The 15,623-nt window shown below is 71.4% G+C and carries 13 protein-coding genes and 1 tRNA gene; 7 read left to right on the forward strand and 7 right to left on the reverse strand.

Features of this window, described 5'->3' with window-relative positions; all coding sequences use genetic code 11:
• The first annotated feature begins 52 nt into the window (after positions 1-52).
• A complete protein-coding gene (locus IH00_RS0100920) occupies positions 53-1,063 on the forward strand; it encodes an SGNH/GDSL hydrolase family protein (protein WP_234334718.1) in 1,011 nt (336 codons plus the stop codon).
• 172 nt (positions 1,064-1,235) lie between these two features.
• Here IH00_RS0100920 and IH00_RS0100925 read toward each other — a convergent pair whose 3' ends face one another.
• Positions 1,236-1,898, reverse strand: coding sequence for a TetR/AcrR family transcriptional regulator (locus tag IH00_RS0100925; RefSeq protein ID WP_031068440.1), 663 nt, complete (start codon positions 1,896-1,898; stop codon positions 1,236-1,238).
• Between the two features lie 85 nt (positions 1,899-1,983).
• On the opposite strand from IH00_RS0100925, the gene IH00_RS0100930 reads away from it, so the two are divergent.
• The 3 genes from IH00_RS0100930 (at position 1,984) to IH00_RS0100940 (ending at position 5,337) form a co-directional block, all read left to right on the forward strand.
• Positions 1,984-2,451 carry a hypothetical protein gene (locus IH00_RS0100930; RefSeq protein WP_031068442.1) on the forward strand — a complete coding sequence of 156 codons (468 nt, stop codon included), beginning with the start codon at positions 1,984-1,986 and terminating at the stop codon, positions 2,449-2,451.
• Positions 2,452-2,806: 355 nt separating this feature from the next.
• Complete coding sequence (locus IH00_RS0100935) at positions 2,807-4,027, forward strand: acetyl-CoA C-acetyltransferase (RefSeq protein WP_031068444.1); 1,221 nt, start codon at positions 2,807-2,809, stop codon at positions 4,025-4,027.
• Between the two features lie 467 nt (positions 4,028-4,494).
• Positions 4,495-5,337, forward strand: coding sequence for a hypothetical protein (locus tag IH00_RS0100940; RefSeq protein ID WP_031068446.1), 843 nt, complete (start codon positions 4,495-4,497; stop codon positions 5,335-5,337).
• Between the two features lie 74 nt (positions 5,338-5,411).
• Here IH00_RS0100940 and IH00_RS0100945 read toward each other — a convergent pair whose 3' ends face one another.
• Entirely contained in the window at positions 5,412-5,741 is a 330-nt protein-coding gene (locus tag IH00_RS0100945) for a hypothetical protein (RefSeq protein ID WP_031068448.1), read from the reverse strand.
• A gap of 99 nt (positions 5,742-5,840) precedes the next feature.
• Here IH00_RS0100945 and IH00_RS0100950 point away from each other — a divergent pair, with 99 nt between their 5' ends.
• A complete protein-coding gene (locus IH00_RS0100950) occupies positions 5,841-6,071 on the forward strand; it encodes a DUF4287 domain-containing protein (RefSeq protein ID WP_031068451.1) in 231 nt (76 codons plus the stop codon).
• Positions 6,072-6,194: 123 nt separating this feature from the next.
• Here the strand turns inward: IH00_RS0100950 and IH00_RS0100955 are convergent, their stop codons facing one another.
• Positions 6,195-7,076: a Bax inhibitor-1/YccA family protein gene (locus IH00_RS0100955; RefSeq protein ID WP_031068453.1), complete on the reverse strand. Its 882-nt coding sequence runs from the start codon at positions 7,074-7,076 to the stop codon at positions 6,195-6,197.
• Positions 7,077-7,217: 141 nt separating this feature from the next.
• Positions 7,218-7,299 (reverse strand) — tRNA-Leu (locus tag IH00_RS0100960).
• Between the two features lie 486 nt (positions 7,300-7,785).
• On the opposite strand from IH00_RS0100960, the gene IH00_RS0100965 reads away from it, so the two are divergent.
• Together IH00_RS0100965 and IH00_RS0100970 are read left to right on the forward strand one after the other, a co-directional pair.
• Positions 7,786-8,556: an ABC transporter ATP-binding protein gene (locus IH00_RS0100965; RefSeq protein ID WP_031068454.1), complete on the forward strand. Its 771-nt coding sequence runs from the start codon at positions 7,786-7,788 to the stop codon at positions 8,554-8,556.
• Positions 8,557-8,632: 76 nt separating this feature from the next.
• Positions 8,633-11,170 (forward strand): ABC transporter permease, encoded by a 2,538-nt coding sequence (locus IH00_RS0100970; RefSeq protein WP_031068457.1) that lies wholly within the window; start codon positions 8,633-8,635, stop codon positions 11,168-11,170.
• 81 nt (positions 11,171-11,251) lie between these two features.
• On the opposite strand, the gene IH00_RS0100975 is transcribed toward IH00_RS0100970, so the two are convergent.
• The 3 genes from IH00_RS0100975 to IH00_RS0100985 all read right to left on the reverse strand — a co-directional run bounded on the left by IH00_RS0100975 (position 11,252) and on the right by IH00_RS0100985 (position 15,584).
• A complete protein-coding gene (locus IH00_RS0100975) occupies positions 11,252-12,520 on the reverse strand; it encodes a phospholipase D-like domain-containing protein (protein WP_234334719.1) in 1,269 nt (422 codons plus the stop codon).
• 187 nt (positions 12,521-12,707) lie between these two features.
• A complete protein-coding gene (locus IH00_RS0100980; protein ID WP_031068460.1) occupies positions 12,708-14,012 on the reverse strand; it encodes an SAM-dependent methyltransferase in 1,305 nt (434 codons plus the stop codon).
• Between the two features lie 186 nt (positions 14,013-14,198).
• A complete protein-coding gene (locus IH00_RS0100985; protein WP_078887483.1) occupies positions 14,199-15,584 on the reverse strand; it encodes an NAD(P)/FAD-dependent oxidoreductase in 1,386 nt (461 codons plus the stop codon).
• Positions 15,585-15,623: the final 39 nt, after the last annotated feature.

Below are 15,623 nucleotides of genomic sequence, written 5' to 3' on the forward strand. Positions count from 1 at the left end.
GTGGTTACGGGGCAGTTAGCTCTTGTACGGCCTGGAGGAGGTGGTTGCCCCGATGTCGAGGGCGAGGGTGGCGCGACGGATCGCCGCGGGTGCGGCGTACGGCGGTGGGGGCATCGGGCTTCTCGGCGCCGCGGCAGTAGGGGTCCTGCTGGCCGAGATGCAGTTGGCGAAACGTTCCGTGGGCGGCGGGGTGGCACCGCTTCCGCCGGCGGCGGACGGGCTGTACGGGCGCGGCTTCGAGGGGGCCGGTGAGCCCATCCGGATGGCTCTTCTGGGTGATTCCACGGCGGCGGGCCAGGGGGTGCGGCGGGCGGGCCAGACACCGGGCGCGCTGCTGGCCTCGGGGCTGGCGGCGGTGGCGGAGCGCCCCGTGGAGCTGCGGAACGTGGCGCTTCCCGGTGCCCGCTCCGACGACCTGGAACGCCAGGTCACGCTGTTGCTGGCGCATCCGGGGAGGGTCCCGGACATCTGCGTCGTCATGATCGGCGCGAACGACGTGACGCACCGGATGCCGCCGACGCAGTCGGTGCGCTACCTGTCCACGACCGTGCGCCGGCTGCGCACGGCGGGCGCGGAGGTGGTCGTCGGCACCTGCCCCGACCTGGGCACGATCGAGCCGGTCTACCAGCCGCTGCGATGGCTGGCCCGGCGCGCGTCGCGCCAGCTGGCGGCGGCGCAGACGATCGTGGTCGTGGAGCAGGGCGGCCGTACGGTCTCGCTGGGCGATCTGCTCGGCCCGGAGTTCGAGGCGAACCCGCGCGAGATGTTCGGCGCGGACAACTACCACCCGTCGGCGGAGGGCTACGCGACGGCCGCGATGGCGGTCCTGCCGACGGTCTGCGCCGTGCTGGGCGTCTGGCCGGAGGAGGAGCGGCTCGACGCGGACCGCCGCGAGGGCATGCTGACCGTGGCCCAGGCGGCCGCGGAGGCCGCGGAGGAGGCGGGTACGGAGGTCACCGGCGCCCGTGCGCCGTGGGCCCTGCTGAAGCACCGCCGCCGCCGGCGCCTCCCCCCTGTCGCGGACCGCACCCCGGCCCCGCCGTCCCCGGACCACCACCCCTGACCCGGTCACCGCCCCCGCCCGGCCCGGGGCCCGCAGCCGCCCCCGGACGGCCCGGGGCCCGCAGCCGCCCCCGGACGGCCCGCGGCCCCGGGAGGGACGGAGCCGCGGAACCCGGCACGGAGGCTCCGGCGCACCATGAGGCGTGGATGCGGCCCCCGGCGATCCTGCTGGCTCATTCGGGGCTACGCGGCGATGCTGCGTCACCCGGCGATCGTGCGGACCTGACGGACCTCGAGAGTCCCTGCGGTGCTGCGGCGGCCAGGAGGATGTCGACGAGCGCGGCGATGCGGTCCTCGCGCGTGCCGCGGAGGGCCTGGGGGCCAGCGAGGCGCTCGGTGTATGCCTGGATGTGGGCGGCGCCGCACAGGGTGGTCGCCAGGGCGTACGGGTCCGCCGTCGGCGCGATCTGCCCGGCCTGTCGGCATGCGGTCAGGTAGGCGGTGATCTGGTCGATGGCCAGCTGCGGGCCGGTGCCATGGGCGGCGTTGGCCTTGCGGTGCTCGGCGAGCAGATCGTGGTCGGCCTGGGCCACAGCCAGGATGGGCAGGGCAGCCGTGTAGTAGTCGATGCCGCGTGCGATCAGGTCGGTGAGCACGGCGCGCAGTGGGCGCTGGCCGGGTGGTGTGGCCGCGGTCTGCCAAGCGCGCAGTTCGGGGAGTTCTTCCGACAGCAGAGCCGAAAGCAGCCCGGCCTTACCGCCGAAGTTCTTGGTGATGCTTCCCTCTGCGGCGTCGGCGGCCTCGGCGATCTGCCGGGTGGTGAGCCGGGCGACACCCCGCTCGCGGATGAGACGTGCGGTGGCCTCGAGGATGCGTTGCCGGGCGGGCGGAGCCATGGATACTCCTTTGACAAGTGAGGTGAGCGCGCACCACACTACCTGGGAGTTGAGTGCAGTGCGCTCACCTCACTTGGGGGTTGTCATGGATGCTCTACTGCTCGCCGTCGAGAGACTCGCCCTGGGCGTCGTCGCTGCCGGTGGTCTGGTCATGGCCGCCGCAGTGCGCCCGCTGCTGCTGGCCGCCCAGAGCCCCGGCAGCGATCCCTCCGTCGCGACCGCCGTCGAGAAGATCTCGGTGGGTGCCTGGAACCGCTACAACCGCCTGGCCCTCATCGCCGCGCTCCTGCTGGCGGCCACCGAATTCACCCGGCTCCTGGCCGGTGGCCGCTTCGCCACCTTCTACCTTTCCGGCAGCCTGGTCATGGCCGCACTGCTTGCGGTCAAGCTGCGCGTCGACGCGTCCCTGGCCGCCAGGTCCCGATCCGGCGCCGACGCCACTCGCGGCGGAACCGGCTCCGACCTCGACCGCACGCACAAGATCGTCGAACTGCTGTCGGCGCCGGTCCTGGTCATCGCCGGCGTCCTGATGCTCCTGCCCATCCCCGGCTGATTCGGGGCTGCGCGGCGAGGGAGAGGTCGAGCCGGGCGAGGTGGCCGACGCGGGTACGGTCGAGGGGAGGGCCGTTCCAGGCCGGGCGCCGAACCTGCGGCCACGCCCTCGGCTGCATCGGCATCCCGCACCCCAGCCGCGACCGGAACGACAGGACGGCCGCTGCCCGCACAACGAGCCGCCGGACCGGTCGGTACGCAATGAGCCGGCAGGATCCCCGGCGGGAACAAAACTGCCTGAGCGAGCGCTTAGAAATGCGGTGCTCGTCACACGTTCCGCCCGATGACCTTCGCGATACGTGCGGGTAACTTCCCTGATAGGTCCGCCATCCGCCCTCACCGCACCTGGAGCCCCGATGCCCGAAGCCGTGATCGTCTCTGCCGCCCGCTCCCCCATCGGCCGGGCCTTCAAGGGCTCGCTGAAGGATCTGCGGCCGGACGACCTGACCGCCACCATCGTGCAGGCCGCGCTCGCCAAGGTCCCCGAGCTCGACCCGCGCGACATCGACGACCTGATGCTGGGCTGCGGCCTGCCCGGCGGCGAGCAGGGCCACAACCTCGGCCGCATCGTCGCCGTGCAGATGGGCATGGACCACCTGCCCGGCTGCACCATCACCCGCTACTGCTCGTCGTCGCTCCAGACCTCCCGCATGGCCCTGCACGCCATCAAGGCGGGCGAGGGCGACGTCTTCATCTCCGCCGGCGTCGAGATGGTCTCCCGCTCCGTGAAGGGCACCAGCGATGGCCTGCCCGACACCCACAACCCGATCTTCGCCGAGGCCGAGGCCCGCACCGCCGCCCGCGCCCAGCAGGAGGGTTCCGACTGGCACGACCCCCGCGAGGACGGCCTGCTGCCCGACGCGTACATCGCGATGGGCCAGACCGCGGAGAACCTGGCCCGCCTCAAGGGCGTCACCCGCCAGGACATGGACGAGTTCGGCGTACGGTCGCAGAACCTCGCCGAGGAAGCCCTCAAGAACGGCTTCTGGGAGCGCGAGATCACCCCGGTGACGCTGCCCGACGGCACGGTCGTCTCCAAGGACGACGGCCCGCGCGCCGGCGTCACCCTCGAGGGCGTCCAGGGCCTGAAGCCCGTCTTCCGCCCCGACGGCCTGGTCACCGCCGCGAACTGCTGCCCGCTCAACGACGGTGCCGCCGCGCTGGTGATCATGTCCGACACCAAGGCCCGCGAGCTCGGCCTCACGCCGCTCGCACGGATCGTCTCCACCGGTGTCTCGGGCCTCTCGCCGGAGATCATGGGCTACGGGCCGGTCGAGGCCAGCAAGCAGGCGCTCCAGCGCGCCGGGCTGACCATCGACGACATCGACCTGGTCGAGATCAACGAGGCCTTCGCGGCGCAGGTCATCCCGTCCTACCGGGACCTGGACATCCCGCTCGAGAAGCTCAACGTGAACGGTGGCGCCATCGCCGTCGGCCACCCGTTCGGCATGACCGGCGCGCGCATCACGGGCACGCTGATCAACAGCCTGCAGTTCCACGACAAGCAGTTCGGCCTGGAGACCATGTGCGTGGGCGGCGGCCAGGGCATGGCCATGGTCATCGAGCGGCTGAGCTGAGCCGGAGCGGAGGGTAGGGGCCGCCTGAGGCACGAGGGCGGCACCTGCCCGCAGCGGTGGCGAAGCGAAGCGCGACCAGCAAAACCGAGCGGCTGAGCTGAGCCGGAGCGGAGGGTAGGGGCCGCCTGAGGCACGAGGGCGGCACCTGCCCGCAGCGGTGGCGAAGCGAAGCGCGACCAAACAAATCGAGCGGCTGAGCGGAGCGCGACCCCGCGAAGCCGGGCGGACGCCGACTGGGCGTTCCAACCGCGTCGCGTCCCAGCCGTGACCGAATCTCCCCCAGGATGTGACCTATATCCCGGGGGAGATTCGTTTCTGCAGGTCAGCATCGGTTTCAGGGAAACCGCCGGGGCAAAAGACCTGTCCAATTCGTGACGTAATGCACTGACAGGGGGCGCGAGGTCACGACAAGCTGATGTAGGAAGTGCGGGGGATCGATTGAAATCGGGAGTAAGTCAGTGAGCGCCATGTCTCTCGCCCTGCTGCTGACCACGGCCACCGCCACGGCCGTGGGCGCCGCTGCCCTGCACGCCGCCCACGGGCTGCGCAGGCAGGTGGCCGCTCTGCGCAGCGAGCTCGCCGCCGCGAACGGCACCGCCGGCCGGACCCCCGCCGTACCTCATGCCCGCTCGACCACCGAGGACATACGCGCCGCCGTGGCCGAGGCCCTCGCCGAGGAGCGCGAGCGGGAGCTCGCGGAGGCGCGGGCCTTCTGGGCCGCCCAGGAGGCCCGTGACGCCGCCGACGCGCCCGGCACGCTGCTGGGCGGCGGCCTGCCCGGTCTCGGCGACGACGGGCCCTTCTTCGTGCCGCGCCAGGCCGACCTGGCGGGCCTGGACGCGCTGGACCTCGACGGCGACGACACGGACGCCGAGTACGCGGAGTACGCCGCCGAGTACGAGCTGCCCGAGTTTCCCGAGGACTCCCCCGAACTGGCCGCGGCCCGCCGCCGCCACCCCTCGCACCCCGACTTCGTGCCGGTGCAGACGCCCGTGGTGACCGACCACGAGCGCACGGTGGCCCGCCTCGAGGAGCTGGCCGAGACCCGCACCGCGCTCACCGACGTACGCCCCGGCCCGCTCGGCACGCTCGACGTGTACGTCTTCGCCGACGGCACCACGCTGTGCATGACCCCCGGCCACCGCGAGACGGCCGAGCGCCTCGCGGACTGCCTGCGCAAGGGCGGAGCTCCGGTGCTGCTGGGCGGTTCCGGTCTCTCCGGCGCCTACGCCCTGACCTTCTCCTGCGGCGAGGGCGACGACGCCGAGAACGTCTACGTCCTCGCCGACCGCGTCATCGCCTCGCTCTGACCCGGCGTGCCGCCCGGCGGCCCCGGCCCGCCCCCGCGCCGCCCCGGACCCCCCGCCGCGCGAGCCCCCGCCCGCTACAGCGCCGCCTTCGCCGCCGCCCGCCGCACCGCCTCCACGGCCTCGTCCAGCTCCGCCGCCGCGGGCCCGGGCGGGGCCGTTCGCAGAATCTCCGCCAGATCGTTGCCGGCCACCACAAGTTGGTCCGCGACGGCGAAGACACCGGCGTCCGGCATGATCCGCGGCTCCGCGCCCGGCTCCTCCAGTCGCTGCGCCCGCAGCGCCAACTCCCTGGCCAGCGCCAGCCCTTCGGCCGCCGCGCCCCGCGTCAGGCGGCTCTGCGGCGCGGCCCGCAGCCGGTCGGCGAAGCGCTCCACGGCGGCGGTCAGTTCAGTCGTGTCAACCACGCCGCGACCCTATGCGCCGGGGCGGCACTGTTGCCAATACGCCCACGCTCAGGCACGGTGACGGGAAGGAGCACACGCGCACAGCGTCCGGAGGCGCCGATGTCCCAAGTCTTCTCCGAAGAGACCCACCGAAATCTGCTCTCGCGCATTCCAGCCTGCACCGGTCGTGAAGTGGCCGACTGGCTTCGCACCGTAGAGGAAGGCCCTTCCCTCCTCCGCTTCGAGGAGAAGGTCAGCTGGCTCCGGGGCGAGCACAACCTGGCGTACGGGCATGCCAAGGCGATCATCCACGAGTACGACCTGCGCAGGGCCGCGCGCAAGCTGCTCTAGACGGCGGCGGTGACACCACGGTCACAGGACAGCGGGAAGGCCCCGTCCCGGCTCGCGCCGGTACGGGGCCTTCCTGTGGTCCGGGGCCGCACCCCGTCGGACCCGCGAGCGGGTCCGGAGGCGTCAGTCGTCGCCCTGCAGGATCGAGATCAGCCGCAGGAACTCGAGGTAGATCCACACCAGGGTCATGGTGAGGCCGAAGGCGGCCAGCCAGGACTCCTCGCGCGGGGCGCCGTAGGTGATGCCGTCCTCGACCTGCTTGAAGTCCAGGGCCAGGAAGCACGCACCGAGGATGATGCCGATGACGCCGAACATGATGCCGAGGCCGCCGCTGCGGAAGCCCAGGCCGTCACCGCCGCCGAAGAGCGCGAACAGGGCGTTCACCGCCATCAGCAGCACGAAGCCGATCGCGGCCGCCATCACGAAGCCGTAGAAGCGGCGGGTGACGCGGATCCAGCGCATCTTGTACGCGATGAGGACACCGGCGAAGACCGCCATGGTGCCGAGCACCGCCTGCGGGACCGCGCCGGCCGTGACGTACGTGGAGACGGCGCTGGAGATCACGCCGAGGAAGACGCCCTCGAAGGCGGCGTAGCCCAGGATGAGCGCGGGCGACGCCTTGCGCTTGAACGCCTGCACCATGGCGAGCACGAAGGCCACCAGGGCGGCGCCGATGCCGATGCCGTAGGACTTGCCGAGGTTCGCCGGGTCGACGGGCAGCAGGAGCCAGGCGAGCGTCGCGGTGACGAACACCGTGCCGAGCGTGATGGCCGTGCGGGTCACCACGTCGTCGATGGTCATCGCACCCGGGCGCGCCGGCGCCTGCGGGAGGCCCGTCTGCACGTCCTGCTGAGGGGCGTACGGGTTGGTCGCGTACGGGTTCTGCGCGTACGGGTCGGTTCCAGCGGCGGGGCCCCCGGCCGGCTGCTGCGCGTTGAAGCCCGCGTAGCCGCCGTTGTCGCGGCTGAACCCCCGTCGCGAGAAGACCGGGTTGCTGCTCCTCATCTCACTCCTCCATGGCCGCCGTGCGCGGCCTTGAGACAAGAGTAATGGGGACGCAAAAGAAACACCCTAGTGCTCCGGGAGGATCTTTCGGACCGTGACGGAGAAAGGGTGTGGGACCGCTCCCGGGGCGGCGGTCGTGAGTGCCCGGAGCCGGACTCGAACCGGCACGGCCCGAAGGCCAGCGAGGTTTAAGCTCGCCGTGTCTGCATTCCACCATCCGGGCGCGGCACGCGGCTCCGCGTTGGCACACGAGCCTATCCGGACGCGTCCCCCGAACAGCGGAAGAGTGGCCCGATGTTGTCTTATTTTATTGACGCTTGAGGGAGCGTCAGCGCAGGTGGAGGGCGTTGCACAGCAGCGGTTCGGGGCTCGCGGCCGCAAATATGTGCGCAAAGGAATGACGGAAAGTCGCCGCCTCCGCACGGGCGGCGGCCCTCGTCCGGCCCGGGATTCCGTCGCGGTGCCGCGGGCCCGGCCCCGTCCCCCGGAGCGCCGGTCCGCAGGCACCGCGCGGCGGGGTTCGGCGCCGCCGGGCGCCCGCGGCGGTCTCAGGGGTGCCGTCATACCTCAGGAGGAGGGGCGGGCCCCCCGGTCCGACTCCAGGCTGCCCCAGGAACGGGCATGCGGGCGGACGTCCGGCGGGGTGGCCGGAGCGGACGATGGACGGGTCCTCGCAGCACGGAACCGCCCCGACAGGAGCCCCCCCCTCGTGACCACCACCCCCCTCGCTCACCGCGCCACCACGGTGGCCGCCCGCGCCACGGATCTGTCCAAGGTCTACGGACAGGGCGAGACCCAGGTGGTCGCCCTCGACCGGGTGACCGTCGAGTTCCGGCAGGGCGAATTCACCGCGATCATGGGGCCCTCCGGGTCCGGCAAGTCGACGCTGATGCACTGCGTGGCCGGCCTGGACACCTTCAGCTCCGGCTCGGTGCGCATCGGGGAGACCGAGCTCGGCACGCTCAAGGACAAGCAGCTCACGCAGCTGCGCCGGGACAAGATCGGCTTCATCTTCCAGGCGTTCAACCTGCTGCCGACGCTCACCGCGATGGAGAACATCACGCTCCCCATGGACATCGCGGGCCGCAAGCCGGACAAGGAGTGGGTGCGCAAGGTGATCGACATGGTGGGGCTGTCCGCCCGCCTGTCGCACCGGCCCGCCCAGCTCTCCGGCGGCCAGCAGCAGCGCGTCGCCGTGGCCCGCGCCCTGGCCTCCCGGCCGGAGATCATCTTCGGGGACGAGCCCACCGGCAACCTGGACTCCCGGTCGGGCGCCGAGGTCCTGGGCTTCCTGCGCAACTCGGTCCGTGAGCTCGGCCAGACGGTCGTGATGGTCACCCACGACCCGGTCGCCGCCTCCTACGCGGACCGTGTGGTCTTCCTCGCCGACGGCCGCATCGTCGACGAGATGCTCCGCCCGACGGCGGACGGCGTGCTGGACCGCATGAAGGAGTTCGACACCAAGGGCCGCACCAGCTGACGCCCGGGCCGGCGCCCCCGCTCCGGCCGCCCCCACGCCTCCGCCTCACCGGCCACCCACCTCAGGACCTCACCTCATGTTCCGTACCGCCCTGCGCAATGTGCTCGCGCACAAGGCCAGGCTGCTGATGACCGTGCTCGCCGTCATGCTCGGCGTCGCCTTCGTCTCCGGCACCCTGGTCTTCACCGACACGCTCTCCCACGCCTTCCGCAACCAGGCGGCCAAGGGGTACGACGGCGTCGCCGTCGCCGTCACCTCGTACGGGCCGCCCCCCGGGCAGGCACAGAACCAGCAGCCCGGCATCCCCGCCGCGACGGTCGACAGGATCGCGAAGATCGACGGCGTCGCCGGGGCGTCCGGTCGCGTCGACGGCTTCGCCGGGGTCGCGGACCCGAGCGGCAAGCTCATCGGCAACGGCTGGACCAACAAGGGCGCCAACTTCGCCCCCGGCAAGGACGGCAAGGACGAGCGCTACTCCTTCGTCGAGGGAGCGGGTCCCGCCCGCTCCGGCGAGATCGCGCTCGACCGGGCCACGGCCACCACGGGCAAGTACAAGGTCGGCGACACCGTGCGGGTGGCCACCAACGGGCCCGTCCACGAGTACACCCTCTCCGGGGTCTTCACCACGGACGACGGCCAGGTGAGCGCGGGCGGCAGCCTCGTCCTGTTCGACACAGCCGTCGCCCAGAAGCTCTACCTTCAGCCGGGCTTCTACCGGGACGTCACGGTCACCGCGGCCCCCGGCGCGTCCGACCGGAAGATCCTCGACCAGGTCGAGCCCCTGCTGCCCGAGGGGGCGGAGGCCAAGACCGGCGCCGCCCTCGCGGACGAGGAGGCGAAGATGATCGAGGAGGGCCTGAGCGGCCTCAACCAGATGCTGCTCGGCTTCGCCGGCATCGCCCTCTTCGTCGGTGTCTTCCTGATCTCCAACACCTTCTCGATGCTGGTCGCCCAGCGCACCAAGGAGCTCGCGCTGATGCGCGCCGTGGGTGCCTCGCGCCGCCAGATCACCCGCTCGGTGCTGCTGGAGGCCGTGGTGGTGGGCGCCGTCGCCTCGGCGGTCGGCCTCGCGCTGGGCATGGGGCTCGCCGTGGGCCTGCGCTCCGGCATGAACGCCTTCGACCTGAAGGTCCCGGGCGGCCCGCTGGTCGTCTCGCCGACCGCGATCCTCTCCGGTGTCGCCGTGGGTGTGCTCGTCACCGTGGTCGCCGCCTACCTGCCCGGCCGCCGGGCCGCGAAGATCCCGCCGGTGGCCGCCATGAACAGCGTGCACGCCGCCCCGACGACCAAGTCCCTCGTGGTGCGCAACACCATCGGCGCGATCGTCACGCTGCTCGGCACGGCCGTCATCCTCTGGGGTGTCTCGATCGGCAAGGACGGCAAGTGGACCGTGGCCGGCGGTGCCTTCCTCGGGCTGATCGGGCTGATCATCCTGATCCCGCTGCTCTCCCGCCCGGTGATCGCCCTCATCCGCCCGCTCCTGGTCCGCCTGTGGGGTGTCTCGGGCAAGCTCGCCGGCCAGAACGCCGTCCGCAACCCGCGCCGCACCGGCGCCACCGCCTCGGCGCTCGCCATCGGCCTCACCCTGGTGACCGGCCTGTCGGTGATGGGCGTCTCGGTCGGCGCGGCCCTGGACCGTACGACGACCGACCACGTCAAGGCCGACTACATGGTCCAGATGGCGGCCGACGGGATGAGCCTGGACCGGTCCGCGCTCCAGGCCGTGCAGAAGACGAAGGGCGCGACCGCGGTCTCGCCGCAGCAGGCCTCGTACTTCGACCTGGACGGCGTGAGCCGCTCGGTCTCCGGTGTCGTCCCGGGCGACTTCGAGAAGGTCGTGGACGTACGGGTCGTCGACGGCTCCCTCGCCTCGCTCGCCCAGGGCCGTATCGCGGTCGACCGGGAGACGGCCGCCAAGAACGGCTGGCGCACCGGTGAGACCCTGCCGGTGAAGTACGACGACGGGAAGACCGGCACGCTCACCATCGGCGCGACGTTCGAGCAGAACGACCTCGTCTCGACCGTCATCGCCCCGCTGTCGGTGCTCGACCCGCACGACCCCAAGCCGTACCTCCCGCAGATCTTCGTGAAGATGGACGGCGGCGAGAGCGCGGCCAACGAGCAGGCGCTGGTCGACGCGCTCGGTCAGAACCCGGCCATCAAGGTGATGGACAAGCAGGACATCCGCGACCAGTTCGGCGGCATGATCAACATGATGCTGAACATCATGTACGGCCTCCTCGCCATGGCCCTGATCATCGCGGTCCTCGGCGTCGTCAACACCCTCGCCATGTCCGTCTTCGAGCGCCAGCAGGAGATCGGCATGCTGCGGGCCATCGGCCTGGACCGCCGCCGTGTCAAGCGGATGATCCGCCTGGAGGCCGTGGTGATCTCGCTCTTCGGCGCGCTGGTCGGTGTCGCGATGGGCAGCTTCCTGGGCTGGGCCATCGGCCAGACCCTCAAGGACTCCATCCCGGGGTACGCGATGGTCATGCCGTGGGACCGCATCGGCATCTTCCTGGTGCTGGCCGCCCTGGTGGGCGTCCTGGCCGCGATGTGGCCGGCGCGCAGCGCGGCGAAGCTCAACATGCTGAACGCCATCAAGGCCGAGTAGTCCGCGCCCGCACGCGCCGGAGGGCCGGTTTCCCCGCGGGGAACCCGGCCCTCCGGCCGTTGCCGTCACCGGCCGTGCGCGTCAGCTGCCCGCGCAGTAGCTCATGAGCTTCACGTGGTTGGCCTTGTACTGGTCGAAGACGGCGGCGTCGTCGATCTTCAGCAGCGTCTCGTCGTTCGACCGCAGCGCCTGGTACGAGTAGTTGTGGCTGCCGGTCCAGACGATCTTCTTGCCGGCGACGCCGTCGTACTTGCCGTTGACCAGCAGGTACTTGGAGTGCAGACCGATGTTGCCGGTGCGTCCGGCGGGCGGGGCCTCCCAGCACTCCACACGCTGGGTGAGCTGTCCGTAGAGAATGCCCTCGACGGTCTTCCCCATGGAGTTCACACCGTCGCCGCCGCCCGCGGGGTCGCCGTCGTGGGCGAGGATCACCGAGCAGCCCGCGTCCACCATGGAGACCATCTTGTCGGCGATCTGCGTCCGGTAGAACAGGTTGGCCGCGATGCGCACCTCGGAGCCCGCCGCGCAGTCCACCTTGTCGAGGATCAGCTTGACCGTGTCGGTGGAGGCGTCGGTCTGGTAGGTGGTGCCGGACGTCTCCTTGCGGGGGAAGAAGTACGCCTTGTACGCCGGGTTCGTCGTGCTGATCGGCGTCGTGTAGTAGTGGCTCAGGCCGGCGCCGGCCGCGTGGGCGACCAGGTCGTCGAAGTAGGCCCCGTAGATGTCGTAGAGGCCCTTGTCGACGAGGGTCACGGCGTTGTTGTGCAGGCGCTCGCGCTGGAAGGTCGTGAGGTTGAACGAGGTCTGCACCACCACGTTGTCCGCCCCTCCGGTGTGGGAGAAGAGGACGAACTTGTTGTGGTTGATCGGGTAGTCGCGGCTGCCGTCGGACTTGATCAGCGGACGGGTGCCGATGCAGCCGCGGTCCTTGCCGCAGTCCAGGAGCCACGACGGCTGGGTCCGGTCGGTGCCCAGCGCGGTGCGCAGGGTCTCCAGCTCCCCGCCGGTGGTCACGGTCTCGGAGGAGTAGTGGTCGAGGACCACCTGCACGGAGACGCCGCGGTTCTTGGCCGCGATCAGCGCGTCCCGGACGGGGCCGTCGGTGAAGGTGTACATCGACATGCGCACCGAGCTGCCCGCCGGGGCGTCGCCGATGAGCGAGACGAGGTGGTCGCGGATCCTGTTCTGGTCGGCGACGGTGCCCGCCGGGTCGCTGAAGACGGCCCCCGGCGTGACGGTGACCGCGGCGGCCGGGGTGGGCGCGGCGAGAACGGCGGTGAGGGCGACGACCATCCCGAGGAGCCAGGATCTGCGGTGCGGGTGCACACCGACCTCCAGTACGTGCGGCACCCCTGGTGGGTGCATGACAAATGGGGCATTGCGGACCGCCGGACGCGGAACGCCGGCCCCGGGGGTACCGGGACCGGCGCCCGCCGGGTCCGGACGGCGAACATATATCAGCGGCCGGGCGCACCCCCGGGGCGCCCGGCGGCCCCCGGGTGTGGCTGCCCCGGGGCGCCCCAGCGGCCGGTCCGGATCAGCCGGAAACCTCCCGGCCCCAGGTCCGCGCGCGCAGCGGCATCCCCGAAGCACCGGACTGCGGCGTCTTCACGGCCAGGACCTGGTTGACCCCTATCCGGTTGCGCTCGAACGAGATGGCGGACGCCGCCATGTACAGCCGCCACACCCGGACGCGCCCGGGCGAGGTCAGACGTGCGGCCTCGGCCCCGTGCGCCTCCAGGTTGGCCACCCAGCGGCGCAGCGTGAGGGCGTAGTGCTCGCGGATGGCCTCCACGTCGCGCACCTCGAACCCGGCCTCCTCCAGGGTGGAGGTGGTGCGGCCGACGGGTGCGAGCTCGCCGTCGGGGAAGACGTAGGCATCGATGAACTCGTCGACGTGGTAGGCGGTCTCGTCCGGCTCGGGGCGCCGCGAGATCTGGTGGTTGAGCAGCCGGCCGCCCGGCTTGAGCAGGGCGTACAGGCCGTCGGCGTACTCGCGGTAGCGGACGGCGCCGACGTGCTCGGCCATCCCGATGGAGGAGATCGCGTCGTACGGCCCGTCCCCGACGTCCCGGTAGTCCTGGACCCGGATCTCGACCAGGTCGGTCAGGCCCTCGTCGGCTATCCGCTTGCGTGCGAAAGCGGCCTGCTCCTCCGAGAGCGTCACGCCGACGACCCGGGCACCGTACTCACGGGCGGCGTGGAGGGCCATGGAGCCCCAGCCGCAACCGACGTCCAGCAGCCGGTCGCCCTCCTTCAGGCCGAGCTTGCGGCAGACCAGGTCGAGCTTGTCGCGCTGGGCCTCCTCCAGCGTTCCGCCCTCGCTCCAGTACGCGCACGAATACACCATCGAGGGGCCGAGGACCAGCGCGTAGAAGTCGTTGCCGACGTCGTAGTGGTGTCTGATGGCCTCCTTGTCGCGCCGCCTGGTGTGCAGCGGACCGGTGCGCCGGCGGACCTCCTCGGCGGGCGGCGGGGGCGGCGGCCACGGCCCCGCGATCTTCACCAGTTCGCGCAGCGCCCTGCGCACCCGCGGGTCTCGCACGTAGTGGACGGCGTCCTTCGCCTCGCCGCCGCGCTCCCAGAGGAAGCCGGAGAGCCGGTCGAGCACCTCGTACAGGTCGCCCTCGACGTCGATCTCACCGGTCACCCAGGCCCGGGCCAGCCCCAGCTCGCCCGGCTTCCACAGCATCCGCCGCAGGGCCCGCCGGCTGCGCACCACCAGCACGGGGCCGCCCGGAGGTCCTGCCTCGCTGCCGTCCCAGGCGCGGATCCGGACCGGCAGGGAAACCCCCAGCAGATCCTGGGCGAGAGTGTTCAGCCGCGACGCGGCGTCGGCCATGGTGACACCTCCGTGACGTCGGATCCCGGAAAGCTCGTCACCACGTAAACACCCAGAGCAACGGGATGCAGTCCCGTACGACGCAATGAGCGGGCAAAGAAACGCACGAAGGGGCCGCCCGCACCACGGATGGCGGGCGGCCCCTCGGTGAGCCCGGGGCGAACCGGGCTCAGGGCGGAGCGTGCGTCAGGAAGCCTTGGCCTTCTGCGGCGCCGACGCGGCGGACGACGCCTGCGGAGCCGGCTTGGCGGCCTCGTAGAACTCCTCGCGCGGCGACTCGATGGCGCCGAGCGAGACGACCTCGCGCTTGAGGAACACCGCGAGGGTCCAGTCCGCGAAGACACGGATCTTGCGGTTCCAGGTCGGCATGGCCATGCCGTGGTAGGCGCGGTGCATGTACCAGGCGAGCCGGCCCTTGAGCTTGATCTTCACCTTGCCCATGACGATCATCGCGACGCCCTTGTGCAGGCCGAGACCGGCGACCGCACCCTTGTTGGCGTGGCTGTACTCCTTCTGCGGGAAGCCCCGCATGCCGGAGATCACGTTGTCGCCGAGGACCTTCGACTGGCGCAGCGCGTGCTGGGCGTTCGGCGGGCACCAGGCGTTCTCGTTGCCGGCCTTGCGGCCCACGAGGTCCGGGACCTGGGCGTTGTCGCCCGCGGCCCAGATGTAGTCGCTGCCCTTGACCTGGAGCGTGGGCTCGCAGTCGACGTGGCCGCGCGGGCCGAGGGGCAGGCCGTAGCGGGCGAGGGCCGGGTTCGGCTTGACGCCGGCGGTCCACACGATGGTGTTGGAGTCGACCTCCAGGCCGTTCTTCAGCACCACGTGGCCGTCGACGCAGGAGTCCATGGAGGTGTTGAGGTAGATCTCCACCCCGCGGCCTTCCAGGTGCTCCTTGCCGTACTGGCCCAGCTTCGGGCCGACCTCGGGAAGGATCTTGTCCGCCGCGTCGACGAGGATGAACCGCATGTCCTCGCGGCTCACGTTCTTGTAGTACTTCGCGGCGTCGCGGGCGAGGTCCTCGACCTCACCGATGGTCTCCGCGCCGGCGAAGCCGCCGCCCACGAAGACGAAGGTCAGGGCCTTGCGGCGGACCTCCTCGTCGGTCGTCGAGTCGGCCTTGTCGAGCTGCTCGAGGACGTGGTTGCGCAGGCCGATGGCCTCCTCGATGCCCTTCATGCCGATGCCCTGCTCGGCGAGGCCGGGGATCGGGAAGGTGCGGGAGACCGCGCCGAGCGCGATGACCAGGTAGTCGAAGGGCAGCTCGTACGCCTCGCCGACGAGCGGCGAGACCGTGGCCACCTTGCGGTCCTGGTCGATGCTGGTGACCCGGCCGGTGAGTACCTCGGCCTTGGGCAGCACGCGCCGCAGTGGGACGACGACGTGCCGCGGCGAGATGCTGCCGGCGGCGGCTTCGGGCAGGAAGGGCTGGTAGGTCATGTACGACCGGGGGTCGACGACCGTGACGGTCGCCTCGCCGTAGCGCATCTTCTTGAGGATGCGCCGAGCTGCGTACAGGCCTACGTACCCACCGCCTACTACGAGGATCCTGGGACGCTCCGTGGTGCTCATGCCATCGAGTATCCACCCGCCGGAGGGGGGGTGCTCGTG

The sequence above is a fragment of the Streptomyces sp. NRRL S-118 genome, from assembly GCF_000716335.1.
Lineage (GTDB): Bacteria > Actinomycetota > Actinomycetes > Streptomycetales > Streptomycetaceae > Streptomyces.